At 42.4% G+C, this 21,327-nt stretch carries 14 protein-coding genes; 5 read left to right on the top strand and 9 right to left on the bottom strand.

The features are described from left to right. The 6 genes from NPE20_RS19660 to NPE20_RS19635 all read right to left on the bottom strand — a co-directional run bounded on the left by NPE20_RS19660 (position 1) and on the right by NPE20_RS19635 (position 13,716). The gene (locus NPE20_RS19660; RefSeq protein WP_256540409.1) at positions 1 to 1,848 is read right to left on the bottom strand and encodes a sodium:solute symporter family protein; all 1,848 of its coding nucleotides are present in this window, start codon (positions 1,846 to 1,848) and stop codon (positions 1 to 3) included. A 113-nt stretch (positions 1,849 to 1,961) separates the two neighbouring features. Then, positions 1,962 to 2,837, bottom strand: a complete 876-nt coding sequence (locus NPE20_RS19655) for an AraC family transcriptional regulator (RefSeq protein WP_256540408.1) — start codon at positions 2,835 to 2,837, stop codon at positions 1,962 to 1,964. Between the two features lie 178 nt (positions 2,838 to 3,015). Continuing rightward, positions 3,016 to 4,092: an IPT/TIG domain-containing protein gene (locus NPE20_RS19650; RefSeq protein ID WP_256540407.1), complete on the bottom strand. Its 1,077-nt coding sequence runs from the start codon at positions 4,090 to 4,092 to the stop codon at positions 3,016 to 3,018. Positions 4,093 to 4,121: 29 nt separating this feature from the next. Then, positions 4,122 to 5,738: a RagB/SusD family nutrient uptake outer membrane protein gene (locus NPE20_RS19645; protein ID WP_256540406.1), complete on the bottom strand. Its 1,617-nt coding sequence runs from the start codon at positions 5,736 to 5,738 to the stop codon at positions 4,122 to 4,124. Positions 5,739 to 5,756: 18 nt separating this feature from the next. After that, complete coding sequence (locus NPE20_RS19640) at positions 5,757 to 8,912, bottom strand: SusC/RagA family TonB-linked outer membrane protein (protein ID WP_256540405.1); 3,156 nt, start codon at positions 8,910 to 8,912, stop codon at positions 5,757 to 5,759. Positions 8,913 to 9,585: 673 nt separating this feature from the next. After that, positions 9,586 to 13,716, bottom strand: coding sequence for a hybrid sensor histidine kinase/response regulator transcription factor (locus NPE20_RS19635; RefSeq protein WP_256540404.1), 4,131 nt, complete (start codon positions 13,714 to 13,716; stop codon positions 9,586 to 9,588). Positions 13,717 to 14,206: 490 nt separating this feature from the next. On the opposite strand from NPE20_RS19635, the gene NPE20_RS19630 reads away from it, so the two are divergent. The 4 genes from NPE20_RS19630 to NPE20_RS19615 all read left to right on the top strand — a co-directional run bounded on the left by NPE20_RS19630 (position 14,207) and on the right by NPE20_RS19615 (position 17,321). Then, positions 14,207 to 14,935, top strand: a complete 729-nt coding sequence (locus NPE20_RS19630) for an MlaE family ABC transporter permease (protein WP_256540469.1) — start codon at positions 14,207 to 14,209, stop codon at positions 14,933 to 14,935. 6 nt (positions 14,936 to 14,941) lie between these two features. Further along, a complete protein-coding gene (locus NPE20_RS19625) occupies positions 14,942 to 15,715 on the top strand; it encodes an ABC transporter ATP-binding protein (protein WP_256540403.1) in 774 nt (257 codons plus the stop codon). An 18-nt stretch (positions 15,716 to 15,733) separates the two neighbouring features. Then, entirely contained in the window at positions 15,734 to 16,723 is a 990-nt protein-coding gene (locus NPE20_RS19620; protein ID WP_256540402.1) for an MlaD family protein, read from the top strand. Between the two features lie 124 nt (positions 16,724 to 16,847). Beyond that, on the top strand, positions 16,848 to 17,321 hold the full coding sequence (locus NPE20_RS19615; RefSeq protein WP_256540401.1) for a hypothetical protein: 474 nt from the start codon (positions 16,848 to 16,850) through the stop codon (positions 17,319 to 17,321). Here the strand turns inward: NPE20_RS19615 and NPE20_RS19610 are convergent, their stop codons facing one another. Further along, entirely contained in the window at positions 17,322 to 18,029 is a 708-nt protein-coding gene (locus NPE20_RS19610) for a hypothetical protein (RefSeq protein ID WP_256540400.1), read from the bottom strand. It lies immediately after the preceding gene. Between the two features lie 201 nt (positions 18,030 to 18,230). Here NPE20_RS19610 and NPE20_RS19605 point away from each other — a divergent pair, with 201 nt between their 5' ends. Continuing rightward, entirely contained in the window at positions 18,231 to 18,392 is a 162-nt protein-coding gene (locus tag NPE20_RS19605) for a hypothetical protein (protein WP_256540399.1), read from the top strand. Here the strand turns inward: NPE20_RS19605 and NPE20_RS19600 are convergent. Together NPE20_RS19600 and NPE20_RS19595 are read right to left on the bottom strand one after the other, a co-directional pair. Continuing rightward, complete coding sequence (locus NPE20_RS19600) at positions 18,385 to 19,920, bottom strand: alpha-N-arabinofuranosidase (RefSeq protein WP_256540398.1); 1,536 nt, start codon at positions 19,918 to 19,920, stop codon at positions 18,385 to 18,387. The two genes, NPE20_RS19605 and NPE20_RS19600, sit on opposite strands and share 8 nt — an antisense overlap. 77 nt (positions 19,921 to 19,997) lie before the next feature. Further along, entirely contained in the window at positions 19,998 to 21,221 is a 1,224-nt protein-coding gene (locus NPE20_RS19595; protein WP_256540397.1) for a multidrug effflux MFS transporter, read from the bottom strand. Positions 21,222 to 21,327: the final 106 nt, after the last annotated feature.

The following is a 21,327-nucleotide window of genomic DNA, read 5'->3' as shown; positions in this document are numbered from 1 at the left end:
TTAATATTCTTTTAATTTATCCCACCAGGTTCTTTTCAATATCACCATCATTACAGCCAAAATGGCTATGGTAATTAACAGCGGCGCTTTTTGCCATAGCACCAGGTACATGGGCAGTATGGTTAAACAGCATTGAGCTATGGTGCCAATCACCACGTTAAACATGTTTAGTTTAAAATTTTTGTTTGGTTGAAACGATGGGTCATTTGCTATCGCGATCTGCTTAACCGGTTCCCAAAACCCCCATGGCCTTACGTTGGTGTAAAACGATTGCAGCACCCCCATGTCTGTTGGCGGCGTTGCATATGAACCAAACACCGAGCCCGCCAGCGATACAAGGAACAGCGCCGGGAACCAGAACAATAGCTGTCCCTGGGGGATATATCCAAAACTCACCAGTAACGATAGTGCCATTGCAGCTACTATCCCTGCAAGCATCCCCCAAAAAAAGCCGCTGGCGTTAAAGCGCCACCAATGCCATTTAAGCACGTTGGCAGCAATATAGCCACCGTATAAGGCCGATACTATCCATTGCAATACGCTGTTTATATCCTTTACAAAAAAGCCAAGTATTACGCCTACTGCCACCACAATAACCCCTACCAGGTAATTCATGGTGATGATCTTCCGGGTAGATGCCGCCGGATTAACGTATTTAAGATAGATATCGTTAACAATATAAGCTTGCGCCGCATTCATGGTGCCGCTAAAGGTGCTCATGAATGCGCCTAATAAACCTGCAAGCAGCAAGCCTACCAAACCTACCGGCAAAAAGTTATTGATAACTGCAGGCAGGATCCGCTCAAAATCAATAGCGCCGTTACCATCTGCCAGGTTCATTTGGCGGTAATAGATAAGTCCTAATGTGGTTAAACTGATAATTAACGTATAGCGGATAGGCAATAAAATAACGCTTACAAAACCATTCATTTTGCTGGCCTCCTCGGGCGAACGGGTGGAAAGGATCTTTTGCATATCGTAGTTTGGCGCAGGGCCGGCTAAAGCAGCGAAGAAACCTTTGAAGGTCATCATCATAAAGAAATAGGCAAACAGTGAGTAACCATCGCTTTCTATTTTTTTATTCACTTCGTTTATTATACCCGTCCAGTTCAGGCCTAAATGTTTACCAAAAAACGGACTGTACCAGCCACCGGGCACATTTAAATGGTGACTGCTTACCTGATCTGCAGCTATGAAACCTATCCAGATACAGGCAACAGTCATGATGCCGTATTTTACTATATCGCCCGTAACGATGCTGTGCATACCCCCTATGATAGAATAGAACATAGCAAAAAGGGTGAATATGATACCGTAAATATGCGGCACATATTGCGGTGCTACATCAAAAGGGATATACCCTTTGATCAAATCCCAGGGAACAAATATTTCGATGAATTTCCCTAAACCTATAAAACCGTAAGCCATAAAGCCCAGGCAGCTTAGCAGGGCAAATGCGATAACTACCAGATGCGAACTGGTAACCCCTGCTCCGGTCTTTCCAAATCTTGTTGCCAGCCATTCGGCGCCTGTAGTGGCGTTTGAACGGCGCAGCCATCGCGACAGGTACATCATTAAAAACACCTGGTTAAATACCGGCCACAGCCAGGGGATCCAGATGCTCTTCATACCGTATACAAAGCACAGGCTCACCATCCACATGGTGCCACTTATATCGAACATATCTGAAGCATCGCTTAAACCAAGCTTGTACCAGGGCAGGCTTTTACCGCCAAGCATATAGCTATCCTTGTTTTCGCGGGCTTTTTTACGATACCAAAAACCAATAAATATGGTGCTTAGCAGGTACAGTACGATAATGGAAATATCGATCAAGGATAATCTCATTTAGTTAATAGTTAGTCTTAATTGGTACCCGCTAAAATAGACGATTTAATTACCCTATATATAATACTATTTTAACCTTAAATTTTGCATTTGGTTAAAATAAGGCGATAAACCTATATGAATATGCGGTTGCCGGTGTACGTTTCCCTAAACTCTTTGGGGATACAAAACTTTTTACGCTTAAAGATCCTGTTGAAATTGGAGATGTTATTGAAGCCGCATTTATAGGCGATCTCGGCTACGGTAGTAGTGCTGTCTATGAGCATGCGCGAGGCATGACCAAGCCTAATCTCGTTCAAACTATCAATAAACGTTTTGCCTGTACGCTTCTTTATAAAGCGACTGAAAGATGCCTCGGGCATATTAGCTATGCGGGCAACTTCGGCCAGGCTTACCGGTTTATTGTAGTTGTTATTCATAAACTCAAACACCTTTTCTATGCGGCGGCTATTGTAATAAAACTTCTCATTTGTAAAGCTCGGATCTGAAAGCGTCTTCATATTCCGGGAAATAGAAAGGTCGTGCAGAATAGATAATAGCTCCAATACACCATCAAACCCATTCTTCTTATCAAGCGATAAGAGCCTGTCTTTCAACGCTGCTATAGTTTCCGGCGAAAAGGCAATCCCCCGCTGCGAACGCTCCAGCATACTTTTCACAAAGCTTAGCTGGTTTCGGCGCAGAAACTTTTCGTCGAAAAGGTCTTTATGAAACTGGATGGTAACTTCGTTTATAGCCTCGCTTTTGCACTGGTGTGTAAACCAGGCGTGATAAAGGTTTGGCCCCACCAGCACCAGTTCAAGATCATCAATAACCTCTATATGCCCACCCACAACGCGTTTGGCGCCATTGGCATTTATAATGAGGTTTAACTCGTACTCTTCGTGGTAATGAAGCGGGAAATCAAACTTATTTTTTACACGCGAAAAAATAGTAAAGCAATCGCTCGGAGTAAGCGGTGTTATCTCACGCATAACGTTATTTGGCATAATAAATAATTATTGGTTTATTCAACTGGGAACACTGATACGAATTTAACATTTATTGTATAAATATTTAATTGTTTAACACAGCCATCCACCTCACATCAATAATTAACGGCATTAAAATTAATCATAGAAATAACCACCCGGCCGGCGTTGGGCCGCCTGCCGGATGGTTAAAACATTACTGATTTACAATAATGACATCATCAAAATAGAAAGTTTCGTCTCTATCATTTGGTCCTTTTATCCAGAAGCCAAGGGTATTTAAAGTGTTACCTGTGCTCCAAAGAGCGGCCGTTGAAACCGGGATCTTAAAGTAGGTCCACACATTGGCCGGAATGGTAAGCGGGGTTGTTTCATCGTTATTACCATAACCCTTAGGGCGTTTATCAGCCGTAAGATATAGCGTATAATCCTGCGATGCGCCCTTTACCCAGAATGTTAAATACTGATACTCGGGTTTAGAAGCCAGGCCAGGCCACCAGTTAGAGAACCCATCTGCAGACCAGTTACCCTTTCCATAAGTTGCAGCAAAAGAAGCTGTGCCTGATTTAGATACCGTAGTAGATATTGTTGCCGGCCCCCATGAGTTGTTTGCCCATCCATCGGCGCCGTAACCATCGGTAAATATCTTATACGCCATATCTATATTCTCAAACACCTGCGTGGTTGTTACCGGCCCGGTTGCATTTGTAATTTCAAGAGGTGCGCCGGGAACTGTACTGTTTGCCGGCATTTTTATAACCATTTCTTTTTTGGTTTGCGATACAATGTCTATTATATCGTTAAACCCTTTAAACTTAACCAATGTAACATCGGCCAGGTTATTACCGGTAATGGTGATCTCGGTATTGCCTGTAAAGTTGTAGTTTGATACCGTTGATATAACCGGCAACGCTATAACATTAAAGCTTACCAATACCTGCTTACCAATTTTATTGGTGATAATAATGTTTTGCTTACCGCCATTTGCTGTATCAGGCACGCGGAAAATAAGGGCGTTACCTGTGTTAAACACCGTATTGAATGGGGCCGGCACATTGCCTTTTTCAAACACTACCGACTGGATCTCGCCCAGGCCGCTGCCCGTAAGCGTTAAAATATCGCCGCCTTTGGCAGAGTCGGGCTGAATTTTATCAGCCTTTGGGCTTGAGGATGCCGCAGCCGGTTTGGCATTCTCTTTTGTACATGATGTGATGACAGATGCCGCGGCAATAAACGCGAACAGTACCATCCATAATTTATATATATTTTTCATGATCAATAATGATTTTAATACGTTATCATTTATTTATAATAATCAACAGCCGGTTCAAGCAGTTTAGGATCCTGAACGGTTTCGGCCTGCGGAATAGGCAGGAACAATTGCGCCGCCGAACTTAAAGTTGCCTTAAAGCTGGTAAGCTGCCCGTTACTGTTCAATGTACCTCTTTCCTGCGATGCGATAATTGATTTTGCATCATTAAAGCCCTGGCGTTGAATATCAAACCAGTAATCGCCTTCAAAAGCAAACTCCACCTTACGCTCGTGTAAAATATCCTTGTTTGTTAAAACGGTTAAACTGGTTAAGCCTGCCCTGTTATGCACTTTGTTAAATGCTTCAAGCGCTCCTGCATCAGATGTTGAACCGCCGCCAGCTAATACAGCTTCGGCATAAATCAGCAATACATCGGCATAACGTAAAATATAGGTTGGCATGCTGGTGTGGCCATCAGGTGTAACAGGCTCGTCGGCACCGCGGTTTGGGCCAACAATATACTTTTGGATGTTTGAGCGTGTGCCGGTAAAAATAAAGTGATCGTCTGTAGCCCTGCCGGTTGTATCGTAAGTAAATCCATTAGGGAAACTATCGTTCTTCCAAAGATCTCTATGAAAACCTTGCTGCATTACCGACCAGCCGCGTCTTTTATCAGCGGTTTCGTAACCTGTAGCCGGGTTTAACATATCAAACGAAGGCACAACTGCCGAGTAGCCACTACCACCTGTTGGTTTTGGGTGCACAAGCGGTTGTGGAGCAGCGTAGATAGAGAAACGGTTACCACCATTCCAGCCCATTTCTGAAAGCCATCTTAAAGAAAAAAGGTTTTCCTTGTTTTTCTTATTTGCAACGGTAGAACTTGTAAACATGGCGTTGTAATCGTCATTTAACCCCAATACACTTGCACCGGCACCATTGGCATAATCAATTACCTGCTTTGCTTTAGCAGCAGCATTAGGGTAATCTTTCATGTACAGATAGATCTTTGCCTGCAATCCCAGGGCTGCGTATTTAGTTACGCGTCCATCCTGTGCTGCAATTTCTGGCAGGTTATCTGCCGCTGCCTGCAGGTCTTCCAGGGCAAAGCGTAAAACATCTTTCTGGTGATACTTAGGTACAAGGTAAGCGCCCGGTTTTGTAAGATCTAAGGGGTTATCAACTATTGGCGCATCGCCAAATGCACGGCCTATGTAGAAGTACGCGAAACCACGGATAAACCTGGCCTCGGCTATGCCCCTGTCTAAAAACTCGGTGTTGGCGCCACCAAGCAATTCTTTCTTAGCCCTAAATGTTTGTATCAGTACCGATGCCTGGCCCGCTGCCTTGTAGCAGGAGTTCCAGGTGCTTGATACCAAACCATCGGTACCCTGGATATTAAAGTTGTAAAACGAGTTATACTGGTCGTTACCCTGTGTACCGGTAACGGTGCCGCCTAACAGATCGCCTACTGATGTAAAAGCTTTGTCGAACCAATCTCCCCAAACAGCATTATATAAAATACCGGTAGCGCCGTTCACTTGCTCGGCATTGTTATAGTAATTATCTGTTGTAGGGGCGGTTGTTGATGGATGGTTAAGGAAATCCTTCTTACATGCAATACCAAAGCAAGCTATTGCACCTAACAGGAATATTATCTTTCTTTTCATTTTGCTTATTTTTTATAATTAAAACTGAATATTGGTGCCAAACGTAAAGGTGCGTGGTATTGGGTAGTGCCCATTATCTACGTTCATAAAACCTACTGTACTGTTAATAGCACCTAACTCTGGGTCGTAGCCCGAGTACTTGGTAAATGTGTAAAGGTTTTGTACCGATGCATAAAGTTTTATAGACGCGATCTTAAGCTTGTTCATAATACTTTTGGGAATATTATAACCCAATGCTACGTTCTGGATACGCAGGTACGATCCACTCTCTATATACCTGTCAGATATTTTAGTGTTGTTGTTGGTCCACTGGTTATATCTTGGCATGTTTGAACCGGTGTTCGAAGCAGTGTACCTGTCTAACACGGTAACCAACTGGTTATTGTTTGAATTAGACATTGCCTCGGTTTGCCTGCGGGTATAGTTAAATATCTGACCGCCATAGCTACCATACAGGAACACCGAAAGATCAATCCCTTTATAGCTGAATGTGTTGGTAAAGCCGTAAGTAAATTTAGGGTTAGGGTTACCAATAACGCGTGCATCCTTATCATTGATAATGCCGTTGCCATCCAGATCTTTATAGCGGATATCGCCCAGCCATAACGAACCCGGGGAAACATTTAAGCCTACAGGTATTGGCCCTGCGGCTAATTCTTCCTGGCTTTTAAACAAACCATCGGTTACAAAGCCATAGTAGCTGCCAATTGGGCTGCCCGGCGCGGTTAGCGAAACCAGATTGCTTGCACCATACTCGTTAAAAATACCTGTTAAGGTGGCTGTTGGGTTATTTAATTTTACCAGCGTGTTTTTGTAATGGCTGAAGGTGATATTGGTTTTCCAGTTAAAATTTTTGTTTTGGATATTGTACGAAGTGATACCTATATCGATACCTGTATTGGTCATTTCGCCGGCATTGGTAATTGGCGACTGGATATCGTTCCAATTAGTTCCTAAACCCGAGAAAGATGGCAACTGGCTTGCCAAAAGCATGTTTGTAGTTATTTTTTTATACACATCGATAGATACTTCGGCCCTGCTGTTTAGCGTGGTTAAGTCGATACCGGCATTGTATGTTCTAACAGCTTCCCAACCCAGATCAGGGTTGGCAACGTTGAATGGAAGGCTACCCGGGCCAAACGGCGCGGTACCAAATAACTGAATGTTTGACACAAACGCATTTGCAGATGTGCTTTGGTTACCCACCTCGCCATAACCTAAGCGTAGTTTTAAATAGCTCAGGTTTTTCATATCCTTCATAAAGTCTTCGTTGGTTACTGTCCAGGATGCAGAAACCGCAGGGAATGTACCCCACCTTTTACCGGGACCAAAGCTTGATGAACCGTCGCGGCGTACAGTACCCGATATAGCATATCTATCGTTAAAAGTATAACCTGCACGTGCAAAGTACGATTCCATGCTCCAGGTGCCTGCACCCGCGCCAATACCTTGAGTAAGATCGGCAAGGCCCGCGTTTAACGATGGCAGGTTTGCTACCAAGCCGTTACGGTTGGCGTTTATGTAATCGTAATCAGACCGTTGAATCTCGTGGCCAAGGGTAGCGCTAATGCTGTGCTTGCCAAAAGAGCGGTCAAAGTTCAGGAAGTTTTTAACGTCCCAGTATAAACTTTGGGTACGCTGCTCACGGATGCGGCTTGGCGATAAGATCAGGTCGCCGGTTACACTGTTTATTATCTCCGGCTGATACGCCCTGCTGCTTTCCAGGTTAAAGTTGTAGTTAGCCTCGTTTCTTAGCGTTAACCCTTTTATAATTTTCACCTCTGCATATACCGCACCTAATGCTTTGCTGTTACCTGTTCTAACATCGCGGCTTTGCGCCAGCGTAACCGGATTATTGGTTAAGTTTATTTGGTAACCGCCAACGTTGGCATTTGTAATGTAGTTACCATAAATATCGCGCACAGGTGATACAGGCGTGTTATATAACACCGTGCTGGTTACCGCATCAAACCCATCGCTTAAACCAATTTGCTGGCTGCTTTTTGACAAATTAGTAGTAAAGCCCGCTTTTAACCAGTTGTTAACCTGGTGATCGATACTTGCACGTAGGGTATACCTGTCAAAACCGGTTTTAATAAGTGTACCGGTTTGGTTTAAGTACCCACCGCTAAAATAAAACTGTGTTTTTTCGGTACCGCCCGATACTGATAACTGGTGGCTGGTTACAACCCCTCTCTGGTAGATCTCATCCTGCCAGTCGGTACCATGGCCCAACAGCGATGGGTCCTTAAACTCCAGGGTGCTATCCAGTCCGCTTCCCGGTACCGCGCGTATTTCGTTCACTAACGAGTTACGGTATTGCGCATACTGCCTAAGGTCCATTACTTTCAGCTTTTTAGGGATCTCAGAAAAACCTACATAAGCATCGTAATTAAGTTTGCTTTGGCCTGCTTTACCACGTTTGGTATTGATGATAACAACGCCGTTTGCACCGCGCGAACCGTAAATTGCCTGTGCCGAAGCATCCTTTAAGATGTCGATAGACTCAATATCAGATGGGCTCAGTGTTGCCAGAACGCTCTGGCCTGTCTGTCCCGATCCGCCGCCCAGGAAATCCTGGTTCAGGCTGGTATTGTTATCGCTGCCAAACTGTACACCATCTATTACATATAGTGGCTCGTTTGATCCGGTGGCGCTGGTTACACCGCGCACACGAACCGAAACACCACCACCCGGCTGACCGGAGTTGTTCATCACGGTTACACCGGCAACTTTACCCTGTATAGCCTGGTCAATACCGGCAACGGGTAAATTTTTGATGTCCTTTTCGCCCACTGATGAAATTGATGAAGTGATATTGGCACGGCGAATACTACCGTAACCAATTACTACAACCTCGTTAAGTGAGGTGTTTGATGCTTTAAGTGTGGCATCAATAACCGTTTGGCCGTTTATTGCAACCTCGCGGGTTTCGAGCCCGATGAATTTAAAGACAAGTACTTTTGCCGTCGCTGCAACGGTAATAGTATACTTGCCATTAACATCGGTTACCGCAACACCTTTACCATCTTTAACAGATACGGTTGCCCCTGGCAGGGCGCCGGTCTCATCTCTTACTGTTCCTTTGATTACCGTGCCCCCGGTTTGCGCCATGGATGAAGCACAAATGAAAAAGGAAGCAAACAGCAATGCTATTCGTAGAATTTTTCCCATAATGATTTGTTAGTTTTTGGTTGATTTATATTTGATTTTAATTGGTGTACGCATTTAAAAACAGGCCGGTAAAATGCCACATAAATGCACCGTTGGCATTCACGTTCCAGGTGTAATTACTACCCCGCCTTATTTAATAATTTTAAAAACTGGTTTAATTGGTTTATATAATAGTGCTGTGGTAATTGCTACCCATGCAGTATTGGTTATTCTGGGGTTAAAATTATATGCTATTAAAAGCCCTGTTGTGGATATATAGGGGTACAAATGTCAACCTGTATTAACATACTGATTTACAGATAATTAATATGAAAAAAGAATACTGATAAGGCTATTAATTACAAATGTGCACCTATAAGCTAATTTCAGGTACTTTATAAAGTGCATAAATAGTATTACAATGCAGGGACTGGAGGTGTTATATTTTGTGGGATTTCTTTATTTAGTTATTTATCGCAAAGGCGTAGAGACGCGAAGACTGCCGGGTATAGATAAGTTATAAAGCCCGCTTCATAGGAAGCGACAGATGGTAGACATTAATGGTGGGCATATTCGGCTAAAGCCGCTTGTTGGGTTGATTATGTTCCGTTGGCTGAAGCCAACGGCAATGAATTTGGCGAAGAGAATGCTTTCTTATAGACGATAGCTCGGTGAGCTTCCTAACCGCTATTAACTAATCACCAACCACCATACTATCCGCATACCGGGATGGAATAGTGTTATACTCGGCTTTGAAGGTTTTAACAAAGTATTTCTGGCTCTTAAACCCTACCTTATGGCAGATCTGCGAGATGGTGAGGTGGCCGGTTTCCAGTAATTGTGCGGCACGTTTAAGGCGCATTTGGCGCACCAGTTCGTTAGGGGTTTTGCCGGTCATCTGCAAGATCTTTTTGTACAGTGTATAGCGGCTAACACACATATCACTGCTCAACTCCTCTACCGAAAAGTTGGGATTGGATATATTGTTATCTATCAGTACCAAAACTTTTTTAATAAACAGCTCCTCGGGCGATTCTACATGCATTTCGGTAGGCTTGGCTTCTACCTGCTTTTGATAGGTTTTGCGCATGTACTCCTGCTGGCTCAATATATTCTTGATCTTCGACAGCAATATCTCGAAGTTAAAAGGCTTGGTCATGTAATCGCTGGCACCTGTGCCCAACCCTTTAAGCTGCTGCTCCTCGCCTGCCATCGCGGTTAGCAGTATCACCGGGATATGCGATGTACGGGTATCGTTCTTTATTTTTAAACAAAGGTCGATGCCGTTCATTTCGGGCATGGCAATATCGCTCACTACCAGATTAGGGTGTTGGGCCAATGCTTTTTGCCAACCTTTTTTGCCATTCTCGGCTTCAATAATATTAAAGGCCTCTTTCAGGTTATCCTTTATATAGAAGCGGAAATCGTCGTTATCCTCTACCAACAACACAGTAGGCTTTTTACCATCGCGGGTTTCTTTAATTTGAATAGCCTTACTAACTTTCAAATCAAACAGGGCATCACCGGTATGCTGTAATAACAGGGGCGTATCGGTAAATAAATGCCCATCCAGTTCCTGTAAAGGCAGCAATACGGTAAAGCAGCTACCCTGATTAAATTCGCTTTCTACCATTATCTCGCCGCCATGCAGCCTTACAAATTCTTTAGTGATTGATAAGCCAATACCGCTGCCCTGGTTAAGCATAGAGCCGGGGATATCGTTCTGAAAGAACGGTTCAAAGATCCTGTCGAGCTTATCCTTGTGGATGCCTATACCGGTGTCTATTACTTTTATTTCCAGTTGACGCTGTGATGCAATAGCGTTATCCCTAAAGTTTAGTAGTACACTTACGTGCCCGCCCGTCTGGGTAAATTTATATGCGTTTGATAACAGGTTGAATATAATGCGTTCAATTTTATCCTGATCAAAGCTGGTATGAAACTCATCTAACTCGGCATCAAATACAAAACCAATGTCTTTTTGCTCGGCCACATCGGTAAAGGAATACGATAGGTCGCGGATAAACCCAATAATATCGCCCGGCTGGTTATACAGCTTTAGCTCCTGGTATTCCATCTTACGGAAATCGAGTAACTGGTTAACCAAATTGAGTAACCGCTTGGCATTGCGGTTAACCAATAAAAGCTGTTTTTGAATGTTAGGCTCCTGGATCTGTTTAATTATCCTGTCAACCGGCGCCATGATCAGCGATAGTGGCGTACGAAACTCGTGGCTTACATTGGTAAAGAATTTTATCTTCATCAGGTCAAGCTCGTGCAGGCGCTGGGTTTCCTCGCGTTCTTTCTCTAACAGGAACTGAGCGCGTATTTTTTGGATACCCCTATGGCGCAGATAAAATAACGCACCAACAAAAGCCAAAGCATATAATATATAAGCGATGGTTGTTTTCCACCAGGGCGGCAATATGGTAACATGCAGATAGATCTCTTTACTTTTCCAAAAGCCGGGGTTTGATGCACGCACTTTAAAAATATAATCACCTGCATCTAAATTGGTATAAACAGCCTTGCGGGTTATGTTATCGGCAGTTATCCACCCTTTGTCAAAGCCCTGCATGGTATATTCAAATTTTACCTTATCGGCGTCAAAGTAATTAAGCGCGGCAAACTCTATCCCAAAAACATTCTCGTTATACTTTAACTGAATCTGGTTTGCATTAGTAATAGCATTAGGCAACAGCACTTTGCCGTATACTTTTTCGCCAACAGCCACACTTTTGTTAAACACCTGAAAATCGGTAAAAATCAGCGCCGGAATGTTCTTACTGGTATGCAAATTGGCCGGCCTGAAAATATTGAAGCCGTTGCCTCCGCCAAATATCAACTCGCCGCTTCGGGTTTTGTAGGATGCATTCATGGTGAACTCTCTGCCCTGCAAGCCATCACGTTCGTTATAATTAATAAACCCGAAACTGAGTTTATCTGCACCGCGGTTTACAATAATATTTGACAAGCCATTTGGTGAACTTGCCCAAATATTATGGTTATCATCCTCGCGCATCTCTATAATGGTATTATCGGGCAGGCCATCGTTACGGGTAATATTGGTGAACTTATTTTTCAGCGGATCGAGCACACTTATACCCTCGCGTGTGCTTATCCATATCAACCCTTTACTATCTTCTAAAATATTATTGGTGTTGTTATTTACGAGGCTATTAGGATTCTTATCATCATGTGTATAATGGCTAAACTTTCCGGTCTTTTTATTTAACACATCCACACCATAAGAAGTAACTATCCATAGGTTTTTACGCTTATCTTCTATAAGTGCCGATATGTAGTTAGAGTAAAGCGACTGCGGGTCGCCCTGTTTCAATTTATAGTGTTTAAAAGTGTCGGTTTTACGATCGAGCAGGTTTAAGCCGCCGGCAAGCGTACCTACCCAAAGGTTGTTATCGCTATCTTCTAATATTGACCATACCCTGTCTTCAGACAAGCTGCCCGAGATAGCATCATTGTGTTTGTAATGCTTAAATATTTTCCCGTCAAAGCAATCCAAACCACCAAAATATGTACCTATCCAAAGCTTCTGCTCATGATCAAGACACATGCTTACAATTACGTTATTGGTTAGGCTGTTGGGGTTATTAGCATCGTGCAGGTATTTTTTAAAGCTGCCATCCTTACGGTTAAAGTAAACCAGGCCGCCGCCATTTGTACCCAACCACAGGTTCCCTAATTTATCTTCAACAAACTTATTTACGTCGCTGAAGCTTAAACTACCCGGGTCTGACAGGTGATGCGTGTACAGCGGGAATTTAATAATACTCTCGTGGTAATAACTAATGCCGCGTTTATATGTACCCACCCATATGATGCCGGTATCATCTTTATACAGCATAATAATGCTGTTTTGGCCTATGGTTTTATTATCGTCCTCGCGGTTGGTGATATATTTAATTTTAAAGCCCTGCTTGTTCAGCAGGTTTACACCGCCATGGTCAGTCGCTATCCATATTCTCCCCTTATCATCCTGTATAAGGTTTGATACCACATTTGTATTTAATCCATCGGGGCCGCTGCCTTTATCGATATGTTTAAACAGACTAAGGGTAGCATTAAGATAATAAACACCCGATGAATAGGTGGGCACAAAAGCCCATATATCGTCTTGCTTATCAATAAAAAACCGATACCCCGTATTTAAGCCTGCAGGTAATGCATCTAATTGCTTACGGTAGTTAACACGATAGTTCAGCGGGTCTATCCGTTCCAAAATACCTTTGTTGTATACAAGCCAAATGTTACCTTTCGAATCGGAAGTAAGGTCGGCAACGGTATTGCTATAAATAGATGCGCTAATACCTGCCTTATAGCTAATATGTGTAGTTTCTTTTGTGGATGCCTGATACTTGTAAATACCTGTGTTAGCGTTCAGAAACCAGAAATTCCCAAACCTGTCTTTTTTAATTGCGGTTATGCCGATAGCCGGGATGTTTAACGACCTCAAGTATCGCCCAATATCATGACTGAACCTTTCTGTAGCCGGGTCGTAAATATTATAGCCGTTTCGGGTTTCGATCCAGAGCTTATTATCAGGCCCTTCGGAAATGGTGACAATAAAATCATCGTTTAGGCTGGTGGTATCGCCCTCAATGTGCTTGTAAACTTTAAATTTATAGCCATCGTACCGGTTTAAACCCGACAGGGTGCCTATCCACATAAAGCCTTTGCTATCTTTTAAAATAGCGTTTACCTGGTTATGCGATAAGCCATTGGTGATATCTAACTTAGAAAATTGAAATTCATTATTCTGCGCTAAAACAGCAACTGTTATAAACAGCGCTAAAAGCGTAAGCATAAACGCTTTGCAAGTCGTTTTTCCCTTCACAATAATGAATTTGATAGTGCCCCCTACGTTGGTAGCAAAGGTTAACCCTGGTTTTAATTGATAGCGTAATTATAATTGGTATATCAAAGCTAACCAAATTAAAAAGTATCAGGTAATACTATTTTTACATTTCCTGATGGTTACTTAACAACGCAGGGTGCTAATCGACTTCTGTTTGTGCATAAAACACTAAATATTAGCAGCATATATTATAATACTTTTATTTCAAATTTGCCCTTTGTTTTTTTCAGTTAATAAACTGGTTTAAAAAGTTTATTGCCTACCTTAAGTAATTATTACATTTCACTGAATATCTTTTAAAACATTTTAGGATGTTGATTTATCTATATCTTACATTAGTTATACCTTTGCCCCATTGATGGATAGCGTAAATAGTTCAACCAGACCTGCACCGTCGCGTATCAGAAAAACGCGCAACAAGTTGGCAGATTTCTTTTTGATGCTGCACCGGGTTTATGCCTTTGTGTTGCGTTTTTTTAAGGAAGTATTTTTACCTCCTTATGAGTTTAAAGAGGTTATACGCCAATGTTATGAAACAGGCGTACGATCATTTACATTAATAACGCTAACAGGCTTTATTGTAGGGGTTATTTTTACCAAGCAAAGCCGCCCGTCACTTACCGACTTTGGCGCCACATCATGGCTGCCATCTTTAGTGTCTATAGCCATTATGAAAGCCCTTGCCCCACTGGTTACTGCTTTGATAGCTGCCGGCAAGGTAGGTTCAAGCATTGGTGCCGAGTTAGGCTCTATGCGGGTTACCGAGCAAATAGACGCCATGGAAGTATCGGGCACAAAACCTTTTAAATTTTTGGTTTGTACACGCGTTATCGCAACAACTATTACTATACCCTTGCTGGCTACCTATACCGCTTTTATTGCTTTATTGGGTGGATATTTAAACGTAAGCCAGAACGAAGGCACTACATACGCTGTTTTTATGGACCAGGCTTTTGAGCCCTTAACCTTTATTGATTTTTGGGCTTCGCTCATTAAAGCAATTGTTTTTGGCTTTACCATAGGCATTGTTGGCTGCTACCAGGGTTATAACTCTACCAAAGGTACCGAGGGTGTGGGTAAAGCCGCTAACGGCGCCGTTGTAACCGCTATGTTTTTGGTGTTTATAGAAGAAGTTTTAATTGTACAGATAGCCGGATGGTTCCGCTAATATAAAATGGAAAAACAAAAGGCACATATCGATAAAAGTAACACGGTCATCAAAATACGGGGGGTTGAAAAATCTTTTGCCGATTATGATGTATTACGTGGTATTGACCTTGACCTGTACCAGGGCGAGAACCTTGTGGTGCTTGGCCGGTCAGGTACGGGTAAATCTGTATTAATTAAGCTGATATCAGGCTTATTAAGCGTTGATGAAGGCACTATAGAGGTTTTAGGCAACGAGGTTACCACCATAACGGAACGCGCTTTAGAAGATTTGCGCATACGGATAGGTTTCTCTTTCCAGAACAGTGCCCTTTATGATAGTATGACTGTGCGTAAGAACCTGGAGTTCCCGCTGGTACGTAATCGTAAAGGCATTACCCGTAAAGAAATTAACACCGCTGTTGAAACCGTGCTTGAAGCCGTTGGGCTTTCACAAACTATTAACCAGATGCCGGCAGAACTATCGGGCGGGCAGCGTAAACGTATAGGTATTGCCCGTACACTGATATTAAACCCGGAGATTATGCTTTATGATGAGCCAACCGCCGGCCTTGACCCAATTACCTGTATTGAGATTAACGACCTGATAAATGAGGTACAGCAGCGCTACCACACTTCATCTATCATTATTACGCATGACCTTACCTGCGCCAAAATGACCGGCGATCGTATAGCCATGTTATTGGACGGCCAGTTTCAGCGGGTAGGCACATTTGACGAGGTATTTGCTACCGATGATGGCCGGGTAAAACCTTTTTATGATTATAATTTTATACAATAGATATTAGTACCCCTTATAATGGATACAGCAGAAAATAGAAGATCAATAATAGTAGGCGTGTTTGTCCTGCTTGGCGTGTCAGTTTTTGTAATTGGCGTGCTTACCCTTGGTGGACAACAAAAAAGTTTTGTAAAAAGCATACACATTAGCTCGGTATTTAACGATGTTTCGGGTTTAAAGAAAGGCAACAACGTATGGTTTTCGGGTGTAAAAGTGGGCACAATTAAAAATATCCACTTTACCGGCCCATCACAGGTTGATGTTATTATGAGCATTGATGCCAGCACCCAGCAATACATTCACCGCAATGCAGGTGTACGCATTAGCTCTGACGGGTTTATTGGTAACAAGATCATTGTAATTGATGGCGGTAGCCCGCAAGCGCCAATGGTGCGCGATGGCGATGTTTTGCAATCAGAAAAGCTATTATCTACCGATGATATAATGAAAACTCTGCAACAGAATAATCAAAATCTGTTAGCTATTACTACCGATTTTAAATCGCTTAGTCACCAGATACTGGCAGGTAAGGGAACTGTGGGTGCATTACTGGCCGACAGCACTATGGGCAACCAATTAAAGCAAACCATGCGTAACTTGCAGGCTGCTACACAAAATGCGGCTAATATGTCTTCCCAGCTAAATAATTTTAGTAATAAAATGAATACCAAGGGTGGCTTCGCCGATAACCTGCTTACCGATACGGTTACCTTTAACAGGATCCGTGCATCTGTTAGCCGCTTAAAAGAAGCTGCAGATAATGCAACCATCCTTACCGATAATTTAAACAAGGCCAGTAATAAGCTAAATAGTACCGATAATATAATGGGGGTTTTATTGAACGACCCCAAAGGCGCGGCCAAAGTACAAAGCACGCTTGACTACCTGCAACAAAGCACGGTTAAATTAAACGACGATCTGGAAGCAGTACAGCACAGCTTTTTATTAAAAGGCTTTTTTAAGAAAAGAGAGAAAGCAAAACAGGATAGTATTAAGAAAGCGATGTAAGCTTGCTTAATAATATAATACTGAAAGCGACAGGTTAATGCCTGTCGCTTTTTTTGTTTAATCTGCTTAACTCCAAACCATCCCCGTACTTCCCTGTTGCTTTATAAGATCAACAGGAAACAATATGCTCAGTTACAAGAAATCGGTTTGGCAAACTTTAGGATTGGGTGCCGTTGCAGGTGTACGGGCAAGCGCGGCGCCGGCTGTTGCAAACTATTACAGCAATGGGTATCAACCCAGTTCTCTACGCATAGTTAGGTTTGTACAATCGCCGGTTACCAGTATTGCTATCTCATTATTATCTGCCGCGGAAAATGAAAGAAAGAAAACCGTTAAAATAACTAAGGATTTAGATCTGCAGGCATTGAGCTTACATATTGCATCCGGCGCATTTGCCGGGGCAGCTATCTTCAGAAAAAACAAGCAAAGTATATTAAAGGGCATGTTAATTGGCGGGGCAGCGGCATTGGTAACAGGCATAGCAGGTTTCTATCTGCGTAAGCATGCCGATAAACTCCCTGATGTGATCCCGCAATTTACTAACGCGTTTCAAGATGCCTTTGCCTACAGCAGTGGTGTTAAACTCCTAAGCAAATAGCTATTCACCTAATTTAGGCGGCTGCTTTTTATCGGGCGGTAAAGCCTGGTACTTTTTAAAGCAGGCATTAAGGTAATTTGGCAGGTTAAAATCTTTCGCCGCAACTATTTTAGGCGTTGGTGTATACAGGTTAATGAAGTTATTTAAATCATCACCGGTTAATGGTAAATATTGGGCGATGATCTTAGGTTGAAATACAGCTGCTATCTTATCCATAATGGCATACTTCCTTTCAAGAGCTTCAAGTTTGGCCCGTTTCTTCTCGTCTTTTTTCCAATACCAAAGGCGTAATACAATTCCACCCTTATAATTCAAATTCTTATCCCGTGCATAAACAACCGGCTGGCCATGAAACATCGGGTCGTAATAGGTGTTCAGGTTTTTTGTTTCGGTACTTCTGATGTTCACCTGGTCAAGTTCGTGGGTTACAGGTTCAAGAAATATCTCTTTCTCATGCAAATCTGTTACGAGCATCGTATCTATCTGATAAGCAAAACCTTTAAAAACAAGCAGGTCGCCGTTTTTTGCGGGGATGGTGAATTTCCCGTCATTATTGGTAAGGGTAGTTTTTTTGCTGGTTAAGTTATCTACCCTGATACCTACTAAGCCAATACGTGTTTTATTTTCCAGCACCCTGCCTTTAAAGTCACTTTGGGCAAACGCCGATGAGGTTAAAAACAATGAAATTAAAAGCAGGTAGCGATACATATGATTTAAAACTATATAAACCCGCCGGGTTTAAACAATTTGCCTTCCATATTTAACTTAAATTAACTTTTGGTGGGTAAAAACCCCAAGGGTATTAATAGATTCATATCTTTAAGATAGGTGTTTAAACCTGCTTAAAATCTACGATTTTTTAAACTTTTTGTGTTGCCATAAGTTGTTTATACAGGAGGTATATACATCATGACAACTTCACAAAAGAAACCGGCCGCTTCAAAAAAAACGGCCCCCAAATCATTATCATCTGATAATAATGATCTGGAGACCGAGCTCCCCCTTAGCGAAAAGGACGAAGTAAAAAAAGCAGAAAGACGGACGAATAAAGCAGCAAAAAAATCTACTTAAGCTCGAGCATTACTACCGATTTTGGCGGAATGGTAACAGACAAATTATCACCATCTTTTTTTGCCCCTGTAAAATTATGTATCTGCAGTTTTGAAGGCTGCTGAAAGGTATTAATATCAGTAATATTAGCAGAGGTTAATATTTGACCGCTAACTGCCGCCCACTGTATTTGTTTTAATTGTGTGCTTACACTTACTGATTTGTTCAGATCCAGGTTAACTAACGAAATATGGATCTTGCCAGTTGCATCCTGCGAAGCAGATACATTAACCGCAGGTATGCTTTTTCCATCTACATTGTAATCGGGCGCCTGTAATTTAACAGCAAGGTATTTAGCATCCTGGTGCACCTTGTACATATCAAATATATGATAGGTAGGCGTTAAAAGCATCTTGGTTTTATCGGTAAGTATTAATGCCTGCAGCACGTTTACGGTTTGTGCCAGTTCGGCCATTTTAACGCGATCGCAGTGGTTATTAAATATATTTAGCGTGGTAGCAGCAATTAATGCATCGCGCAGGCTGTTTTGCTGGTATAAAAATCCCGGGTTGGTGTTTGGCTCCGGGTCGGTCCAAATACCCCATTCGTCAACTACCAGGGCCACCTTTTTATTGGGATCATACTTATCCATAATGGCTGAATGTTTGGTTACCAGCTCTTCCATTTTAAGGCAGTTAACCATGGTATTAAAATACTCTTTTTCGGAAAAACTTGTAGCCGACCCCTTTTTATTCCAATTACCTGTCGGCAGTGTATAATAATGCAGCGATAACCCCCACATGGTGTGGTTGGGTATATTCTTCATGCATACTTCTGTCCAGTTATAATCATCAGAGTTGGCGCCACTGGCAATTTTTTTTAACGGCGTGCCCGGATAGTTTCTTGCATAAGCCGCATATCTCCTGTATTGATCAGCATAAAAATTAGCGGTCATTTCACCGCCACAGCCCCAGCTTTCGTTGCCTACGCCCCAAAAGCTCACTTTATACGGTTCGGAATGACCGTTTTGCTTACGCAATTGTGCAATCGTGCTGCTGCTGTTAGAGTTTAAGTACTCTATCCATTTAGACATTTCTTCTACCGTGCCACTGCCAACATTGCCGGCAATATAAGGCTCGCAGCCAAGCAGTTTACACAACGCTAAAAATTCGTGTGTGCCAAAGCTATTATCCTCGGTAACGCCGCCCCAATTGGTATTAACCATTTTAGGCCTTTGCGTACGCGGGCCAATACCATCACGCCAATGATATTCATCGGCAAAACAACCACCGGGCCAGCGTAGATTAGGTATTTTTATTTTTTTTAAGGCATTAACCACATCCAGGCGAATGCGGTCCTGCTTTTGAACCGGCAGGTTTTTATCAACCCAAAAGCCATCATAAATACCACGGCCCAAATGCTCGGCAAACTGCCCGTAAATATGCCTGCTGATAACTAAATCTGTGTTGCTTATACTAATGCTGGCGTTACTTTGTGCAAAGGCATTAAGCTGAAAGCAAGTGAGTACTAAAAATAAAATCCTTCTCATGTTATTTTATAATTGTTAAATATACAATTATAAATATAGACAGATTTTTTATACTTTAAAATTTAGGGAGAAATTTATTAGTGCGACACAAACTCGGCGTTTTTTGCTTCTACGCGGGTTTTAATATTCTTTCTCCCTACTATCAATACCAATAAGGCAACAGATGATGCTACCAACATAACAGCCGACATAGGTATGGAAGACTGGCTATTGAACAAACTTACGCCTACCGATACCACCGAGCCTATACACATTTGAAACGCCCCTAACAGGGAAGATGCTGTACCTGCGTTTTTTTCGAATGGCGCCAAAGCCAATGCCGATGTATTAGGGCTGGTAATACCTATGCAGCATAACACTAAAAATATCATAATGATGGTACCAACAAGGCCTAAAATATTTTGCATTGAGCCAACAAGGAACAAGGCAGATATAATAACCATGGCTATTAATGCGGCATTTACAATTTGCTGGCTTTTATACTTCTTTACTAACATACTGTTTATCTGACTGGAGCCTATAAAACCAACCGATAGCAGGGCAAAGATCCACCCATATGTTTTACTGCTTATTTTAAACACCTCCATAAACACAACCGGCGACGATGATATATAGGCAAACAAACCCGAGAAAGCTATACCACCACTAATGGCATAGGTATAAAACTGAGGCGTTTTAATAACGGCTATAAAGCCAGTAATAATAGGCTTGGGCTTTAAGGAGTAAGATGGATCGGCCCGGTAGCTTTCGGGTAGGAAAAATATTACGGCCAGTGTTATAAGCACCGAAATTACAGCCAGTATAATAAATATTAGCTGCCAGCCAAAAGCAGCAGTTACGTATCCCCCAACGGTTGGAGCTATCATGGGCGATGCACCTAAAACCAGTATTAGCAGGGCAAACACCTTGGCACTATCTTTCACAGGAAAAATATCGCGCACCATGGCTATTGATGCCACAGTAGCCGCGCAACTGCCAATTGCCTGTATAAAGCGCATTACAATAAGCATTTCAATACTGTCCGAAAAGTAGCAACCCACCGAGGCGATAATGTATAAACCCAAACCAGCGTACAGCGGCGGCTTACGGCCGTACTTATCAAGCAGTGGCCCATAAAGTAATTGCCCGGCAGAAATACCAATGAAGAAACTCGATAAAGAAAGCGCTACGTTTTCGGTCGTTGTATGCAGTGATTTGGCAATATCCGAGAAACCCGGCAGATACATATCTATAGAAAAAGGCCCTAATGCAGTTAGCGAGCCTAATATCATTATAAGTAAAAAGTAGCGTTTGCTTGTCATTGCCCCAAAGAACGATGTTTAATCGGCTTACGCGGTAAGCTAAATGTAAAATAGTTTGACTTTTAGGTATTTAACCACAGAGAGTACAGAGAGAAAACACAGAGAT

The organism is Mucilaginibacter aquariorum, from assembly GCF_024498135.1.
Classification (GTDB): domain Bacteria; phylum Bacteroidota; class Bacteroidia; order Sphingobacteriales; family Sphingobacteriaceae; genus Mucilaginibacter; species Mucilaginibacter aquariorum.
The sequence above is the reverse complement of the archived record's forward strand: the minus strand, read 5'-3'. Positions and strand labels throughout refer to the sequence as shown.

Excerpts from the sequence above, each read along its gene's own strand:
- NPE20_RS19635 (WP_256540404.1), bottom strand. The coding sequence starts at position 13,716 with ATGCTTACGCTTTTAGCGCTGTTTATAACAGTTGCTGTTTTAGCGCAG.
- NPE20_RS19625 (WP_256540403.1), top strand. The coding sequence starts at position 14,942 with ATGGAAAAACAAAAGGCACATATCGATAAAAGTAACACGGTCATCAAA.
- NPE20_RS19615 (WP_256540401.1), top strand. The coding sequence starts at position 16,848 with ATGCTCAGTTACAAGAAATCGGTTTGGCAAACTTTAGGATTGGGTGCC.
- NPE20_RS19660 (WP_256540409.1), bottom strand. The coding sequence starts at position 1,848 with ATGAGATTATCCTTGATCGATATTTCCATTATCGTACTGTACCTGCTA.
- NPE20_RS19595 (WP_256540397.1), bottom strand. The coding sequence starts at position 21,221 with ATGACAAGCAAACGCTACTTTTTACTTATAATGATATTAGGCTCGCTA.
- NPE20_RS19645 (WP_256540406.1), bottom strand. The coding sequence starts at position 5,738 with ATGAAAAGAAAGATAATATTCCTGTTAGGTGCAATAGCTTGCTTTGGT.
- NPE20_RS19620 (WP_256540402.1), top strand. The coding sequence starts at position 15,734 with ATGGATACAGCAGAAAATAGAAGATCAATAATAGTAGGCGTGTTTGTC.
- NPE20_RS19650 (WP_256540407.1), bottom strand. The coding sequence starts at position 4,092 with ATGAAAAATATATATAAATTATGGATGGTACTGTTCGCGTTTATTGCC.
- NPE20_RS19640 (WP_256540405.1), bottom strand. The coding sequence starts at position 8,912 with ATGGGAAAAATTCTACGAATAGCATTGCTGTTTGCTTCCTTTTTCATT.
- NPE20_RS19610 (WP_256540400.1), bottom strand. The coding sequence starts at position 18,029 with ATGTATCGCTACCTGCTTTTAATTTCATTGTTTTTAACCTCATCGGCG.
- NPE20_RS19655 (WP_256540408.1), bottom strand. The coding sequence starts at position 2,837 with ATGCCAAATAACGTTATGCGTGAGATAACACCGCTTACTCCGAGCGAT.
- NPE20_RS19605 (WP_256540399.1), top strand. The coding sequence starts at position 18,231 with ATGACAACTTCACAAAAGAAACCGGCCGCTTCAAAAAAAACGGCCCCC.
- NPE20_RS19600 (WP_256540398.1), bottom strand. The coding sequence starts at position 19,920 with ATGAGAAGGATTTTATTTTTAGTACTCACTTGCTTTCAGCTTAATGCC.
- NPE20_RS19630 (WP_256540469.1), top strand. The coding sequence starts at position 14,207 with ATGCTGCACCGGGTTTATGCCTTTGTGTTGCGTTTTTTTAAGGAAGTA.